Raw genomic sequence first — 16,286 nt, 5'->3', positions numbered from 1 at the left:
TCACGGGGTGCCGGGCCGTTCGTCAGACGTCGTCGGGTGCGAGACCCGACGTCGGCCGGATCAGTTGCCGGTCAGCTTCTCGCGGAGCGCGGCGAGCGCCTCGTCCGAGGCGAGCGTGCCGCCGTTGTCCTCCTGCGGGGCCGGGGCGGCCGAGGAGTAGGACGACGTCGACGCGGCCGGAGCACCGGAGACGACGTCGCCGGCAGCAGCCTCGGCGTCGGCCGAGAGGGCCGCACGGACCTGCTCGCGGTGCGACTCCCAGCGGGCGTGCGCCTTGGCGTAGTCGGCCTCCCAGGCCTCACGCTGCGTCTCGAAGCCCTCGAGCCACTCGTTGGTCTCCGGGTCGAAGCCCTCGGGGTACTTGTACTCGCCGTTCTCGTCGTACTCGGCGGCCATGCCGTACAGGGCCGGGTCGAAGTCCTCGGACTCCGGGTCCATGCCCTCGTTGGCCTGCTTGAGCGACAGCGAGATGCGACGACGCTCGAGGTCGATGTCGATGACCTTGACGAAGACCTCGGCACCCACCTGCACGACCTGCTCGGGCAGCTCGACGTGGCGGACCGCCAGCTCGGAGATGTGCACCAGACCCTCGATGCCGTCCTCGACGCGGACGAACGCACCGAACGGCACCAGCTTGGTGACCTTGCCCGGCACGACCTGGCCGATGGCGTGGGTGCGGGCGAAGGTCTGCCACGGGTCCTCCTGCGTCGCCTTCAGCGACAGGGAGACGCGCTCGCGGTCGAAGTCGACGTCGAGCACCTCGACCGTGACCTCCTGGCCCACCTCGACGACCTCGGACGGGTGGTCGATGTGCTTCCAGGACAGCTCGGAGACGTGCACGAGGCCGTCGACGCCGCCCAGGTCCACGAAGGCACCGAAGTTGACGATCGAGGAGACGACACCGGGGCGCACCTGGCCCTTCTGCAGCGTCTGCAGGAAGGTGGAGCGGACCTCGGACTGCGTCTGCTCGAGCCAGGCGCGGCGCGACAGGACCACGTTGTTGCGGTTCTTGTCGAGCTCGATGATCTTGGCCTCGATCTCCTTGCCGACGTACGGCGCGAGGTCGCGGACACGGCGCATCTCCACGAGGGAGGCGGGCAGGAAGCCGCGCAGGCCGATGTCGAGGATGAGGCCGCCCTTGACGACCTCGATGACGGTGCCGGTGACGACGCCGTCCTCCTCCTTGATCTTCTCGATCGTGCCCCAGGCGCGCTCGTACTGGGCGCGCTTCTTGGACAGGATGAGGCGGCCTTCCTTGTCCTCCTTCTGGAGGACGAGCGCCTCGACGGCGTCACCGACGGTGACGACCTCGCCCGGGTCCACATCGTGCTTGATGGAGAGCTCCCGGGACGGGATCACACCCTCCGTCTTGTAACCGATGTCGAGGAGGACCTCGTCGCGGTCGACCTTGACGATCGTGCCTTCGACGATGTCACCATCGTTGAAGTACTTGATGGTCTCGTCGACGGCAGCAAGGAAGTCCTCTTCGGTGCCGATGTCGTTGACGGCAACCTGGGGCGCGGACTTCGTGGTGGAGATGGTCATGTAGTGGATGCTCCGATGTGGACAGGGCGTAGTGCGGACAGGGTCGTGGTGCAGGTGGGACGCACGGATCGACGATCAGCCCGCCGCCGCCCGGTCCTCGACCGGGGATCGTTCTCGAACCGAGGACGATCCGACGGGTGGGGCCGATGTGGCGCGCGCACGGCGCACTGCACCGGCGACCATCTTAGCGACGCGCCGGGCACGGGGTCAACGTGGCGCGTCCGACGGGCGCGAGACGCGGGTCACGCGAGCGCGCCGGCGACCTCGAGCAGCCGGATCGGCACCTGCTTGACCTTGCCGGCGATCTCCGCCAGCGGCGCCATCACGATGTCGTCGCCGCGCAGCGCCGTCATCACGCCGGAGGCGCCGTCGGTGACGGCGTCGATGGCCGCGACCCCGAAGCGCGAGCCCAGGATGCGGTCCGCGGGCGTCGGCGTGCCGCCGCGCTGCACGTGCCCGAGCACCGTCACGCGCGTGTCGAACCCGGTGCGCTCGGCGATCTCGGCGCCCAACCGCTCCCCGATGGCGCCGGCGACGATCTCGCCGAAGGGGCCGAGCTGCGTCTGGTAGGTCATCGCCGTGCCCTCGGCCGGGACGGCGCCCTCGGCGACGACGATGATCGAGAAGCTGGCGTGGGCGCGGTGGCGGTGCCGCAGGAACTTCACGACCCGGTCGATGTCGAACGGTTCCTCCGGCGCGAGCACCAGCTCGGCGCCGCCCGCGATCCCCGCCGACGCCGCGATCCAGCCGGCGTGCCGCCCCATGACCTCGACGATCATGACCCGGTTGTGGGACTCGGCCGTGGTGTGGATCCGGTCGACCGCCTCGGTCGCGATCGTCACGGCGGTGTCGAACCCGATGGACCGGTCGGTGCCCCACACGTCGTTGTCGATCGTCTTGGGGATCGCGACGATGCGCACGCCCGCCTCGGCGACCTTGCTGGCCGCGTGCAGGGTCCCGTCGCCGCCCACGCAGATCAGGGCCTCGATCCGCTCCTGCTCCAAGGTGGCCAGCACGGCGTCGAGCCCGCCGTCGTCGGCGTGGGGGTGGTAGCGGGCCGTGCCGAGCAGCGTCCCGCCGGTCGGCAGCACGTTGCGGATGTGCTGCCGCGTCAACGGCATCACGTCCCCGTCGACGAGGCCGCGCCAGCCGTTGCGGAACCCGACGATGGTGTGCCCGTGCTCGCCCTCCCCCCGCTTGACGACGGCACGGATCGCCGCGTTCAGTCCGGGGACGTCCCCGCCCCCGGTCAGCAGTCCAACGCGCACGGTGCTCTCCTCGTCTCGACGGTCCGCGGCCACCCCGAGGCTATCGGCCAGGTGTGTCCTGCGTGTGTCGGGTGACACGATGTGGACCATGACCGCGACCTGGTTCGGATACCGCGACGTGCCCGACGACGGCACCCCGGCCCGCCGGTGGTGGCACGAGAACGCCGACGAGTACCTGGCGGACCACGGGGCGTTCCTGGGTGACGCAGACTTCCGGTGGGGGCCGGAGGGCGTCACGGAGTCCGAGCTGGGGCTGCTCGGGGACGTCGCCGGCGCCCGGGTCCTCGAGCTCGGCGCCGGCGCGGCGCACTGCTCGCGCTGGCTGGCCGCCCGGGGCGCCCGCGTGGTGGCGAGCGACGTCGCCCCCGCCATGCTGGACGCCGCGGCCCGTCTCGACGCGAGCACGGGCGTCGCGGTGCCGAAGGTCGAGTCGGACGCCCGCGCCCTGCCGTTCGCGGACGGCAGCTTCGACGTGGTCTTCACCTCGTTCGGCGCGATCCCGTTCGTCCCCGACGCGGAGCGGATCCACCGGGAGGCCGCCCGGGTGCTGCGCGACGGCGGCCGGTGGGTCTTCGCCGTGACCCACCCGCTGCGCTGGGCCTTCCCCGACGACCCGAGCCGCCGCGGACTCACCGCCCAGCGGTCCTACTTCGACCGCCGGCCCTACGTGGAGACCGGCGACGACGGCGCGCTGCTGTACGCCGAGCACCACCGGACGATCGGCGACCACGTCCGCCAGGTGGCCGCGGCCGGGCTGCGCCTGCGCGACGTCGTCGAGCCCGAGTGGCCCTCCTGGAACTCCCAGGAGTGGGGCGGCTGGGGTCCCGTCCGGGGCGCCTACCTGCCGGGCACGGCCGTGTTCGTGACGACCAAGGACTGACCCGGCTCAGTGGCCGGCGTCGTGCCACGTGGTCCCGGAGCCGACCGACACGTCGAGCGGGACGTCGAGGCGGACCGCGGCGCCCATCTGGTCGCGGAGCAGGGCCTCCACGGCGTCGCGCTCCCCCGGGGCCACCTCGACGACGAGCTCGTCGTGCACCTGCAGCAGCAGGCGCGAGCGCAGCTCCTGCGCGTCGATCGCGTGCTGGACCCCGAGCATGGCGAGCTTGATGATGTCCGCCGCGCTGCCCTGGATGGGCGCGTTGAGCGCCATCCGCTCGGCCATCTGGCGACGCTGGCGGTTGTCGCTGGTCAGGTCGGGCAGGTAGCGCCGCCGACCCAGGATCGTGGCGGTGTACCCGGTGGCGCGCGCCTCCTCGACGACGCCGGTCAGGTAGTCCCGCACGCCGCCGAAGCGGGTGAAGTAGTCGTCCATCAGGGCCTGGGCCTCGCCCGTCGGGATCGTGAGCTGCTGCGAGAGCCCGTAGGCGCTCAGACCGTAGGCCAGGCCGTAGCTCATGGCCTTGACCTTCGCGCGCATCTCGGAGGTCACGGCGGCCGGGTCGACGTCGAAGACCCGGGACCCGACGTACCGGTGCAGGTCCTCCCCCGACCTGAAGGCCTCGATGAGGCCCTCGTCGCCGGACAGGTGGGCCATGATCCGCATCTCGATCTGGCTGTAGTCGGCGGTCAGGAGCACGTCGTACCCCTCGCCGACGCGGAACGCCTGGCGGATCCGACGCCCGGCCTCCGTCCGGATCGGGATGTTCTGCAGGTTCGGGTCCGTCGAGCTGAGCCGCCCGGTGGCCGCGATCGTCTGCTGGAACGTGGTGCGGATCCGACCGTCGGGGTGGACCGCCTTGAGCAGCCCCTCGACCGTGGTGCGCAGCTTGGCGGCGTCGCGGTGGGCGAGGAGGTGCGCCAGGAACGGGTGCTCGGTGCGGGTGAACAGGTCCTGCAGCGAGGCGGCGTCGGTGGTGTACCCCGTCTTGATCTTCTTCGTCCTCGGCATCGCCAGCTGGTCGAACAGCACCTCCTGGAGCTGCTTGGGGCTGCCGAGGTTCACCTCCCGGCCGATGACGTCGTACGCCTCGGCCGCCGACGTGGCGACGGCCTGGGCGAAGGAGGCCTCCAGCCCGCCGAGGAAGTCCGTATCGGTGGCGATGCCCGTGGCCTCCATGCGGGCGAGCACCGCGGACAGGGGCATCTCGACGTCGTCGAGGAGGCTGCGTGCCCCGCGGTCGTCCAGGCCGGGGTCGAGCGCCTCGGCCAGGTCGACGACCGCAACGGCCCGCGCCGCCGCCTCCGACCCGGGTGCCGCGGCGTCCAGCTCGAGGTCGAGCGCGCCCTGCGCGGCGTCGTCGGCGGCCGCGAGGTCCCGGCCCAGATGCCGCAGCACCAGGTCCGCCAGGTCGTAGCCGCGCTGGTCGGGGTAGCACAGGTAGGCGGCGAGCTCGGTGTCGAAGGTGACGCCGTGCAGGTCGAGGTCGCGCGAGGCCAGCATGTGCCACGCCGACTTGGCACCGTGCACGGCCTTCGGCGCCGCGGCATCCGCGAGCCAGGACCGCAGCGACTCCTCCTGCGCCCCGTCCAGGTCCGCCAGGTCGACGACGACGGCGGACGCCTCCCCCGCGTCGCTCCCCGTGGCCAGCGCCACCTGCCAGGCGTCCCCGAGCCCCGGACGTGCGACGCCGGAGACGTCCAGCCCGACGCGCCGACCGGCGTGCGCGGCGAGCCACGACGCCAGGTCGCCGTCGTGCAGCGTCACCCGGACCGCGTCGCCGGGCGCGGCGTCCGCCTCGTGTCCCGCGGGGTCGACGGCGAGCAGCCGGTCGCGCAGGGCACCGAACTGCAGCGCGTCCGAGACCCGGTGGACCGCCTCGCGGTCGAAGCCCGCGACGGCCAGGTCGTCGATGCCCAGCGGCAGCTCGACGTCGGTCAGCAGGGCGTTCAGCTCCCGGTTGAGCCGCACCTGCGCCGCGTGCTCGCGCAGCGCCTCGCCGCGCTTTCCCGTGAGCTCGTCCTGGCGCTCCAGCAGCGAGTCCAGGTCGCCGAACTGGGTGATCCACTTCGCCGCCACGCCCGGGCCGACGCCCGGAACCCCGGGCAGGTTGTCGCTGGTCTCCCCCACCAGCGCGGCCAGGTCCGGGTACCGCTCGGGAGCGACCTTGTACTTCTCCTCGACGGCGGCCGGCGTCATGCGGCTCAGCTCGGAGACGCCCTTCTTCGGGTAGAGGACGGTGACGCGGTCGGTGACGAGCTGCAGCGCGTCGCGGTCGCCCGAGCAGACCAGCACCTCCATCCCGGCCTCCGCGCCCTGCCGTGCGAGCGTGGCCAGGATGTCGTCGGCCTCGATGCCCTCACGCTGCAGCGCGGGCACGCGCAACGCCTCGAGCACCTCGCGGATGAGCGGCACCTGACCGCGGAACACCTCGGGCGTGGCGTCGCGCGTGGCCTTGTACTCGGCGTAGCGCTCGGTGCGGAACGTCACGCGGCCGGCGTCGAAGGCGACGGCGACGTGCGTCGGCTGCTCGTCGCGCAGCAGGTTCGTCAGCATCGACGCGAAGCCGTAGACGGCGTTGGTCACCTGACCGCTCGACGTGGCCAGGGTGTCGGGCAGGGCGTAGAACGCCCGGTAGGCCATGGAGTGGCCGTCGATGAGCAGGAGCCGCGTGCCCTGTGTTCCGGTCCCGGTTCGCGCTGAGGTCGTCACGGGTGCCAACCTACAGTCCATGACCGACACGAGGCCCTCGCACCCCCGCACGCCCGACGAGTGGCAGCAGGCCGCCCGCGGCACCCTCCTCGAGCGGACGGGGATCGAACTGACCCACGTCGGTCCCGAGGGCGCCTCGGGCACGATGCCCGTGGCCGGGAACACCCAGCCGGCGGGGCTCCTGCACGGTGGCGCCACCGCGGCGCTCGCCGAGACCCTCGGGTCCGTGGCCGCCCAGATGCACGCCGGCCCCGGCCGCGCGGCGGTCGGGATCGAGCTGGGCATCACGCATCATCGCGGGGTCCGGCGCGGCACCGTCCACGGGACGGCGACGGCGCTGCACCTGGGCCGCTCGACGGCGTCCTACGAGATCGTCGTGATGGACGACGACGGCCGACGCGTCGCGACCGCACGGCTGACCTGCATGGTGCTCGACGCACCCTGACCTCGTCAGGACGCCGTCGAGCTGCGGCTGTCGACCGCGACGTCCTCGAGCCGGATCTCGTCGGTGTCGGCGGCGTGCTCCGCGGCCTCGGCCTCGGCCTCCGCGGCGGCCTGCTGGGCCTGGAACGCGCGCAGGTCGACCGGTCCGGTCGGCAGCCCGGCCTCCCGCGCGCGCCGACGACGCGCCACGAGATCCTCGATGGCGGCCCGGGTGGCGTCACGACGCCGTCGACGCGCCCCGTCCCGCCGTCGGACCACCGTGGGCCCCGCGGTCGGCTCCTGGGCGAGCCGACGCTCGAGCGCCGGCACGGCCACGACCCGGTGGCCGGCTGCCGGGGCGAACCCCAACCGGGCCAGGAAGCGGTGCATCTCGCGCGCGCCGGGCGCCGGCGCGCAGTAGATGCTGTCGGCCTGTGCGGCACGGGCCGTGCCCAGCGCCGCGGCGAGCAGCGCGCGACCCACGCCCCGGCGACGCCACGCGGGGTCGACGCCGATGGCGTCCACGTAGAGGTTCGGCGTCGTGGCGAACATCCTGGGTCCCAGCACCCGCTGCAGCAGGAAGCCGACCACCCGGTCGTCGTCGCACGCGACGAGCACCTGGCCGCCGGCCGCGACCAGCACGCTGAGGTGCTCCAGCAGCCGGGCGGGGTCGGTCGTGGCCGCGCTGCCGCCGTCGGGTCCGAGGTCCACCGCCAGGGCGGCGACCGCCCGCAGGTCCTCCTCGGTCGCGCTGCGCACCTCGACCGTGGGACGCATCGACAACTCCCCTCGACGACGGGTGACCTCGTCACGTACTGAAGGTCACGAAACGATCACGACTCCCTGGTGACCTTACTGGTCACCAGGGAGTCGCACAACGTGTCTCAGGCGCCCACCTGGTCGATGACCGCGTCGGCCACCTCGCGCATGGTCAGGCGTCGGTCCATCGAGGTCTTCTGGATCCAGCGGAACGACTCGGGCTCGCTCAGCCCCATCTTCGTCATCAGCAGGCCCTTGGCGCGGTCGACGCGCTTGCGCGTCTCGAACCGGTCCTGCAGGTCCGCGACCTCGGACTCCAGGGCGCCGATCTGCTGGTAGCGGGAGATCGCGATCTCGACCGCGGGCAGCAGGTCCGCCGGGGTGAAGGGCTTGACCACGTAGGCCATCGCGCCGGCGTCGCGCGCCCGCTCGACGAGCTCGGTCTGCGAGAAGGCCGTCAGCAGCACGACCGGCGCCGCGTGGGCCTTGCCGATGCGCTCCGCGGCGGAGATGCCGTCGAGCTCGGGCATCTTGACGTCCATGACGACGACGTCCGGCTTGAGCTCGGTCGCCAGGTTCACGGCGGTCTCGCCGTCACCGGCCTCGCCCACGACGTCGAACCCCGCCTCGCGCAGCGTCTCGACGACGTCCATGCGGATGAGGGCCTCGTCCTCCGCCACGACCGCGCGCCGCGCCGGCTTCGAGGGCGGCGCCGCCGGCGTGGACTCGGTGTCCTCGTCGATCAGCGGGGGCAGGTCGAGGTTCAGCTTCTCGTCGGTCACGCCTCTCATCGTAGTCCCCACCGACCCGGGGTGCGCACGTCGACACCGTCACCGTGCTGTGACCGTGCGCACGCCGGCCGTGCACCGGACGGGTTGGGCACCGCACCGTGCGATGTGGTTCGATGAGCAGCGCGCACGCCCCGGTAGCCCAACCGGCAGAGGCAATCGGCTCAAACCCGATCCAGTGCGGGTTCGAATCCCGCCCGGGGCACGACGACCGACACGAAGGCCCGGTCCACCGCCTGGTGGACCGGGCCTTCGTCGGTCAGGACCGCGCCGTCACTCCGCGATCGCGTGCGCGTCCGAGCTGCTGCCGACCTTGTGCACCAGGATCGAGTTCGTCGTGCCCGGGACGCCCACGGGGGCGCCGGAGACGATGACGACCCGGTCGCCGACCTCGGCCAGGCCGTTGGCCTGCAGCGTCTGGTCGACCTGGCTCACCATCGCGTCGACGGAGCCGACCTCGGGCACCTGGTACGTCGTCGTGCCCCACGTCAGGGCCAGCACGTGCCGCACCGACTCCTCCGGGGTGAACGCCAGCAGCGGGATGCCGGAGCGCAGCCGCGACATCCGCTTCGCCGAGTCGCCCGACTGCGTGAACGTCACCAGGTACTTCACGTCGAGCGAGTTGGCGATCTCGGCGGCGGCACGGGTGATGACGCCGCCGCGGGTGTGCGGCGTGGACCCCAGCGGGGCGATCCGCTCGCGTCCCATCTCCTCGGTCGAGGCGATGATCGAGGCCATCGTCTCCACCGTGATGATGGGGTAGTCGCCCACCGACGTCTCGCCGGACAGCATGACCGCGTCGGCACCGTCGAGCACGGCGTTGGCGCAGTCCGAGGCCTCGGCGCGCGTCGGGCGCGGGCTGGTGGTCATCGACTCCAGCACCTGGGTCGCCACGATCACCGGCTTGGCGTTGCGCCGCGCCATCTCGATGATCCGCTTCTGGACCAGCGGCACCTGCTCGAGCGGCATCTCCACGGCCAGGTCGCCACGGGCCACCATGAACCCGTCGAACGCGTCGACGACCTCCTCGAGGTTGTCCACCGCCTGGGGCTTCTCGATCTTCGCGATGACCGGGACGACCCGGCCCTCGTCCTCCATGATGCGGCGCACGTCGTCGTAGTCGGCGGCGCTGCGCACGAAGGACAGCGCGATGAGGTCCGCGCCGAGACGCAGCGCCCAGCGCAGGTCGTCGGTGTCCTTTTCGCTCAGCGCGGGCACGGAGACCGCGACGCCGGGCAGGTTGAGGCCCTTGTTGTTGGACACCGGGCCGGGCACCTCGACGACCGTCTCGACCCGGGGGCCGTCGACCGCGGTGACGCGCACGCGCACCTTGCCGTCGTCGATGAGGATCGGGTCGCCCACCCGTGCGTCCTGCGGGAGGCCCTTGTGGGTGGTCGAGACGAGCTCGCGCGTCCCGACCACGTCCTCGGTCGTGATGGTGAGGGTGTCGCCCTCGTCGAGGAAGTGCTTCTCGTCACCGCCGAAACGTCCCAGGCGGATCTTCGGGCCCTGCAGGTCCACGAGCACCGCGACGTTGCGCCCGGCCTCCTTCGCCGCCGTGCGCACACCGTGGTAGACGGCCTCGTGCTCCGACTGCTCTCCGTGGCTCCGGTTGATCCGGGCCACGTCCATACCCGCGTCGACCAGCTCCCGGAGCTTCTCCGGGGATGCCGTCGCGGGTCCGATGGTGCACACGATCTTCGCTCTGCGCATGTCTCCAGCCTCGTCGTCGTACGGCTCCGGCGCGACCGGAGCCAGGCCCGGGTCCCCGACGGGGACCCGGGGTCGTTCTCATCCTCGCAGCGCGACCGTCCTGGGGCCCACCGGAGCCGGCAGCTCGGTGCTCCCCTGCAGGTAGGCGTCCACCGCGGCGGCGGCCGCCCGGCCCTCCGCGATCGCCCACACGATCAGGGACTGGCCACGGCCGGCGTCGCCGGCCACGAACACGCCGGGCAGCGAGGACGCGTAGTCGTCGCCGCGGCGCACCAGCCCGCGGCCGGTCGTCTCGGCGCCGGTCTGCTGCACCAGCTCGGGGGTCTCCGGACCGGTGAAGCCCATCGCGATCAGCACCAGGTCCGCCGGGATCTGGCGCTCCGTGCCCGGCTTGGGGACCCGGCGGCCGTCCTCGAGGTACTCGGTCTCGGCCACCGTCAGCGACCGCACGTGACCGTCCTCGTCCCCGACGAACTCGACGGTCGAGGCCAGGAAGGAGCGCTCCCCGCCCTCCTCGTGCGAGCTCGAGACCTCGAACAGGATCGGGTCGGTGGGCCAGGGCTGGTGCGCGGGCCGCTCGGTCGGCGGCTTCTTGCCGATCGCCAGCGTGGTGACGCTCGCCGCGCCCTGGCGCAGGGAGGTGCCGACGCAGTCGGACCCGGTGTCGCCACCGCCGATGACGATGACGTGCTTGCCCTCGGCGTGCGGGGCGCCCTCGACGGGCTGTCCCGCCACGGCCTTGTTCGACGGCGTCAGGAAGTCCATCGCGTAGTGCACACCGTCGAGCTCACGGCCCGGCACCGGCAGGTCGCGGGGCACGGTCGCCCCCGTGGCGACGACGACGGCGTCGAACCGGCGTCGCAGCGCGTCCCACGTGATGTCCGTGCCGATGGCGACGCCCGGTCGGAACCGGGTGCCCTCGGCCTCCATCTGCTCGAGACGTCGCTCGATGTGCTCCTTCTCGAGCTTGAAGTCGGGGATGCCGTAGCGCAGCAGGCCGCCGATCGCGTCGTCCCGCTCGTACACCACGACCGTGTGCCCGGCCCGCGTGAGCTGCTGGGCGGCGGCGAGCCCGGCAGGCCCGGAGCCGACGACCGCGACCGTCGAACCCGTCAGGCGCTGCGGCACCTGGGGTGCCACCAGGCCGCGCTCGAACGCCTCGTCGATGATCGAGACCTCGATGTTCTTGATCGTCACCGCCGGCTGGTTGATCCCCAGCACGCAGCTCGTCTCGCACGGCGCGGGACACACGCGGCCCGTGAACTCCGGGAAGTTGTTCGTCGCGTGCAGCCGCTCGATGGCGTCGGCCCACTGGTCGGTCCGCACCAGGTCGTTCCACTCGGGGATGAGGTTCCCCAGCGGGCAGCCCTGGTGGCAGAACGGGATGCCGCAGTCCATGCAGCGGCCGGCCTGCTCCTTGAGGAACGGCTGGCCCTCCTGCCGCTGCGCGTAGGTGTCCTTCCAGTCGCGCAGCCGGACCTCGACCGGTCGGCTCTTGGGGAGCTCCCGCTCCCGCACCTTCAGAAATCCACGGGGATCAGCCACGAGCCACCTCCATGATGCGCTCCCACAGCGTCGGGTCGAAGTCGTCGCCCTCGCCCAGGGGCGTGCCGGCAGCCTCGGCCTCGCCGAGCGCCTCACGCACCTTGGCCCAGGCGGGCGGCACCACGCGGGAGAACTTCTCGCGCGCGGCCGGGTCGTCCAGGAGCTCGGCCGCGACCGGCGAGCCGGTCTCGTCCAGGTGCTGCTGCAGCAGGGTGCGCACCCGCTGCCAGTCCTCGTCCGGCAGGGCGGTCACCTCGAGCTCGCCCTTGGTGACGGCGGCGTGGTTCATCGCCTTGTCCCGCAGGCCGAGCACGTAGGCGACGCCGCCGGACATCCCGGCGCCGAAGTTGCGCCCGGTGGGGCCGAGCACGAGCACCTCGCCACCGGTCATGTACTCGCAGCCGTGGTCGCCCACGCCCTCGACGACGAGCGTCGCACCGGAGTTGCGCACCCCGAAGCGCTCGCCGACGCGGCCGCGCAGGAAGACCTGGCCGGAGGTCGCCCCGTAGCCGATGACGTTGCCGGCGATGACGTTCGCGGCGCCCTCGAGCACCGCCGCCTTGTCCGGCCGCACCACGATCCGGCCGCCGGACAGGCCCTTGCCGACGTAGTCGTTCGCGTCGCCGAAGAGGCGCAGCGTGACACCCCGGGGCAGGAACGCCCCGAAGGACTGGCCGGCGGACCCGGTCAGGGTCACGTCGATGGTGTCGTCGGGCAGGCCCTCACCGCGGTACCGCTTGGTGACCTCGTGCCCCAGCATCGTTCCCACCGTGCGGTTGACGTTGCGCACCGGGACCTCGATGCGCACCGGTCGGGCGTCCTCGAGGGCCGGCCCGGCCTGGGCGATGAGCTGCCGGTCGAGCGCCTTGTCGAGACCGTGGTCCTGGTCCTGTGTGCGGTGCAGCGCGGACCCCTGCTGCGCGGGCACCTGCTCCAGCACGGGACCGAGGTCCAGGCCCTGGGCCTTCCAGTGGTCGACGGCCTTGCGCGTGTCGAGGGTCTGCACCTGCCCGACGGCCTCGTCGATCGACCGGAAGCCGAGGGCCGCGAGGTGCTCGCGGACCTCGGTGGCGATGAACTCGAAGAAGTTCACCACGAACTCGGCCTGGCCGGTGAACCGGCGCCGCAGCTCCGGGTTCTGCGTGGCCACGCCGACGGGACAGGTGTCCAGGTGGCACACGCGCATCATGATGCAGCCGGAGACCACCATGGGGGCGGTGGCGAACCCGAACTCCTCGGCGCCCAGCAGCGCGGCGACGACGACGTCGCGACCGGTCTTCATCTGGCCGTCCACCTGGACGGTGATGCGGTCGCGCAGGTCGTTGAGCACGAGCGTCTGCTGGGTCTCGGCCAGACCGATCTCCCACGGGGTGCCCGCGTGCTTGAGCGAGGTCAGCGGGCTCGCGCCCGTGCCGCCGTCGTGCCCGGAGATGAGCACGACGTCGGCGTGCGCCTTGGACACGCCCGTGGCGACCGTCCCGACGCCGAACTCCGAGACCAGCTTGACGTGGATCCGCGCGGCCGGGTTGGCGTTCTTGGCGTCGTGGATCAGCTGGGCCAGGTCCTCGATCGAGTAGATGTCGTGGTGCGGCGGCGGCGAGATCAGGCCGACGCCGGGCGTGGAGTGCCGGGTCTTGGCGACCCACGGGTAGACCTTCGGCCCGGGCAGCTGGCCACCCTCGCCGGGCTTGGCACCCTGGGCGAGCTTGAGCTGGATGTCGTCGGCCTGGGTGAGGTACTCGCTGGTCACGCCGAACCGCCCCGAGGCGATCTGCTTGACGCGCGACCGCCGCTGCGGGTCGTAGAGCCGCTCGGAGTCCTCGCCGCCCTCGCCCGAGTTGGACCGGCCCTGGAGCTGGTTCATGGCGATGGCGAGCGTCTCGTGCATCTCCTGGCTGATCGCGCCGTAGGACATCGCACCGGTGTTGAACCGCTTGACGATCTCGCTGACGGGCTCGACCTCGTCGATCGGCACCGGGTCGCGGTCCGGCTCGAAGCGCAGCAGGCCGCGCAGCGTCATGAGCCGCTCGGACTGCTCGTCGACGCGCCGCGTGTACTGGCGGAAGATGTCCATCTTGCCCGCACGGGTGGCGTGCTGGAGCCGGAAGACCGTCTCCGGGTCGAACAGGTGCTCCTCGCCGTCGCGGCGCCACTGGTACTCGCCACCGGTGGTGAGCCGCTCGTGCGGGGTGTGGTTGCCGGACGCCGGGTAGGCCTCGGTGTGCCGGGCCGCGGTCTCCGCGGCGATCACGTCCAGGCCGATGCCGCCGAGGCGGCTCGTGGTGCCGGTGAAGTAGTCGTCCACGAGCTCGTGGGACAGACCCACGGCCTCGAAGACCTGGGCGCCGCGGTAGGACATGATCGTGGAGATGCCCATCTTGGACATCACCTTGAGCACACCCTTGCCGAGCGCGGTGATGAGGTTGTCGACCGCGACGTCGGGCGCCACGTCGAGGTAGCCGCGCCGGGCCAGGTCCTCGACCGTCTCCATGGCGAGGTACGGGTTCACCGCGGCCGCGCCGTAGCCGATGAGCAGCGCGACGTGGTGCACCTCGCGCACGTCGCCGGCCTCGACGACCAGGGAGATCCGCGTGCGGGTCTGGCGGCGCAGCAGGTGGTGGTGCACGGCGCTGGTCAGCAGCAGCGACGGGATCGGCGCCCGCTCGGCGTCGGAGTCGCGGTCGGACAGGATGATGTGCGTGACGCCCGCCTCGATCTGGGCGTCGATGTCCGCGAAGATCTCCTCGAGGCGTTCCTGCAGCGCACGGCCGCCGCCGGAGACGTCGTACAGGCCGCGCACGATGGCGGCACGGAACTCGCCCTCGAGGCGCTCGTCCCGCTCGATGCGCATGATCTTGGCGAGCTCGTCGTTGTCGAGCACGGGGAACGGCAGGATCAGCTTGCGGGCGTGCTGCGGGGTGTCCTCGAGCAGGTTCGGCTCGGGTCCGATCGCACCGCCGATGGAGGTGACCAGCTCCTCACGGATCGCGTCCAGTGGCGGGTTGGTCACCTGGGCGAACATCTGGGTGAAGTAGTCGAAGAGCAGCCGCGGGCGGTTCGACAGCACCGCGACCGGCGTGTCGGACCCCATGGCACCCAGCGGCTCCATGGCGTTGTTCGCCATGGGCGTCAGGATGATCTTCAGCTCCTCGGAGGTGTACCCGAAGGCCCGCTGGCGCCGCTGGACGGACGCCGGCGAGTGGGCGACGTGCTCGCGCTCGGGCAGCGAGTCCAACGAGATCGAGTTCTGCTCGATCCACTCGCCGTAGGGACGCTGCGACGCGAGCTGCGACTTGACCTCGTCGTCCTCGACGATCCGGCCCTGGGCGGTGTCCACGAGGAACATGCGGCCCGGCTCCAGGCGGCCCTTGCGCACCACCGTGGCCGGGTCGATGTCGAGCACGCCGGCCTCGGAGCCGAGCACGACCAGGCCGTCCTCGGTCACCCAGAAGCGTCCCGGTCGCAGGCCGTTGCGGTCGAGCACGGCACCGATGAGGGAGCCGTCGGTGAACGTCAGGCAGGCCGGGCCGTCCCAAGGCTCGATGAGGTTGGCGTGGTACTGGTAGAAGGCGCGCCGCGCGGGGTCCATCTCGGCGTGGTTCTCCCACGCCTCCGGGATCATCATCAGCACCGAGTGCGGCAGGGAGCGCCCCGACAGGTGCAGCAGCTCGAGCACCTCGTCGAAGCTCGCCGAGTCGCTGGAGCCCGCCGAGCAGATCGGCAGCAGCGGCGCGAGGTCGCCCAGCTCCTCGCTGGCGAGCGTGCCCTCGCGGGCCGCCATCCAGTTGCGGTTGCCCTTGACGGTGTTGATCTCGCCGTTGTGCGCGATCATGCGGAACGGCTGGGCCAGCGGCCAGGACGGGAACGTGTTGGTGGAGAACCGGGAGTGGACGAGCGCGATCTCCGACGCGTACCGCGGGTCGGACAGGTCCGGGAAGAACGGCTCGAGCTGCGCGGTGGTCAGCATCCCCTTGTAGGTCAGGGTGCGGGCCGACAGCGAGGCGAGGAACAGCTCCAGCTCGTTCTCGGCGCGCTTGCGCAGCCGGTAGGCCCGGCGGTCCAGCGCGAGGCCGGCGAGCTCGCCGGCGGGGTCGGCGACGACCACCTGACGGAAGGTGGGCATCGAGGCGCGCGCGGTCGGGCCGACGAGGTCGGCCGTGACCGGCACGTCGCGCCAGGCCAGCACGTCGAGCTTCTCCTCGACCGCGATGGCCTCGAAGCGCCGTGCGAGGGCGTCCGCCTCCGCGGGGTCCCGGGGCAGGAACGCCATGCCGATGGCGTAGTGGCCGGCCGGCGGCAGGTCCGCGGCGACGACGTCGCGCACGAACGCGTCGGGGATCTGCGTGAGGATGCCGGCGCCGTCCCCGCTGTCCTCCTCGGCGCCGACGGCGCCGCGGTGGTCCAGGTTGAGCAGGGCGGTCAGCCCGGCGTCGACGATGTCGCGCCCCGGCGTGCCGCGCAGCGTCGCCACGAACGCGACACCGCAGGCGTCGTGCTCGGCCGCCGGGTCGTAGAGGCCCTGCGCCGCGGGGGGCGCGGACCAGTGCTGCGGCGTGGTCATCAACACCGTCCTCCTGCGCCCGCGTGCGGGCGCGTTGCTTCAAGGGTGGTCCGGGACGTCCTCGGCCCGTCGAACGTACGAGAAGGAACCTG

Annotated in this window: 10 protein-coding genes and 1 tRNA gene; 3 read left to right on the top strand and 8 right to left on the bottom strand. The window is 72.1% G+C overall.

The features are described 5' to 3' along the window. Nucleotides 1-60 precede the first annotated feature (60 nt). Nucleotides 61-1,545 carry a 30S ribosomal protein S1 gene (gene rpsA / locus HDG68_RS03635; RefSeq protein WP_172149408.1) on the bottom strand — a complete coding sequence of 495 codons (1,485 nt, stop codon included), beginning with the start codon at nt 1,543-1,545 and terminating at the stop codon, nt 61-63. Between the two features lie 242 nt (nt 1,546-1,787). After that, on the bottom strand, nt 1,788-2,813 hold the full coding sequence (locus HDG68_RS03630) for an ATP-dependent 6-phosphofructokinase (protein WP_172149406.1): 1,026 nt from the start codon (nt 2,811-2,813) through the stop codon (nt 1,788-1,790). Nucleotides 2,814-2,901: 88 nt separating this feature from the next. Between HDG68_RS03630 and HDG68_RS03625 the strand changes: the two genes are divergently transcribed. After that, nucleotides 2,902-3,693 (top strand): class I SAM-dependent methyltransferase, encoded by a 792-nt coding sequence (locus HDG68_RS03625; protein WP_246253552.1) that lies wholly within the window; start codon nt 2,902-2,904, stop codon nt 3,691-3,693. A gap of 6 nt (nt 3,694-3,699) precedes the next feature. On the opposite strand, the gene polA is transcribed toward HDG68_RS03625, so the two are convergent. After that, nucleotides 3,700-6,426 carry a DNA polymerase I gene (gene polA / locus HDG68_RS03620; RefSeq protein WP_172149402.1) on the bottom strand — a complete coding sequence of 909 codons (2,727 nt, stop codon included), beginning with the start codon at nt 6,424-6,426 and terminating at the stop codon, nt 3,700-3,702. On the opposite strand from polA, the gene HDG68_RS03615 reads away from it, so the two are divergent. Continuing rightward, a complete protein-coding gene (locus HDG68_RS03615) occupies nt 6,425-6,850 on the top strand; it encodes a hotdog fold thioesterase (RefSeq protein WP_172149400.1) in 426 nt (141 codons plus the stop codon). The two genes, polA and HDG68_RS03615, sit on opposite strands and share 2 nt — an antisense overlap. 5 nt (nt 6,851-6,855) lie before the next feature. Here the strand turns inward: HDG68_RS03615 and HDG68_RS03610 are convergent, their stop codons facing one another. Further along, entirely contained in the window at nt 6,856-7,605 is a 750-nt protein-coding gene (locus HDG68_RS03610; protein ID WP_172149398.1) for a GNAT family N-acetyltransferase, read from the bottom strand. Nucleotides 7,606-7,712: 107 nt separating this feature from the next. Continuing rightward, nucleotides 7,713-8,378, bottom strand: coding sequence for an ANTAR domain-containing response regulator (locus tag HDG68_RS03605; RefSeq protein ID WP_172149396.1), 666 nt, complete (start codon nt 8,376-8,378; stop codon nt 7,713-7,715). A gap of 128 nt (nt 8,379-8,506) precedes the next feature. On the opposite strand from HDG68_RS03605, the gene HDG68_RS03600 reads away from it, so the two are divergent. After that, nucleotides 8,507-8,580 (top strand) — tRNA-Leu (locus HDG68_RS03600). Nucleotides 8,581-8,648: 68 nt separating this feature from the next. Here the strand turns inward: HDG68_RS03600 and pyk are convergent. From pyk to gltB, 3 genes are all read right to left on the bottom strand, one after another. Next, the gene (gene pyk / locus HDG68_RS03595; RefSeq protein WP_172149394.1) at nt 8,649-10,088 is read right to left on the bottom strand and encodes a pyruvate kinase; all 1,440 of its coding nucleotides are present in this window, start codon (nt 10,086-10,088) and stop codon (nt 8,649-8,651) included. A gap of 78 nt (nt 10,089-10,166) precedes the next feature. Continuing rightward, nucleotides 10,167-11,633 (bottom strand): glutamate synthase small subunit, encoded by a 1,467-nt coding sequence (locus tag HDG68_RS03590; RefSeq protein WP_172149392.1) that lies wholly within the window; start codon nt 11,631-11,633, stop codon nt 10,167-10,169. Next, nucleotides 11,626-16,194 (bottom strand): glutamate synthase large subunit, encoded by a 4,569-nt coding sequence (gene gltB / locus HDG68_RS03585; RefSeq protein ID WP_172149390.1) that lies wholly within the window; start codon nt 16,192-16,194, stop codon nt 11,626-11,628. The genes HDG68_RS03590 and gltB overlap by 8 nt, the downstream gene beginning before the upstream one ends. Nucleotides 16,195-16,286: the final 92 nt, after the last annotated feature.

Source organism: Isoptericola chiayiensis (assembly GCF_013149805.1).
Lineage (GTDB): Bacteria > Actinomycetota > Actinomycetes > Actinomycetales > Cellulomonadaceae > Isoptericola > Isoptericola chiayiensis.
This window is presented reverse-complemented; position numbering and strand designations above follow the sequence as displayed.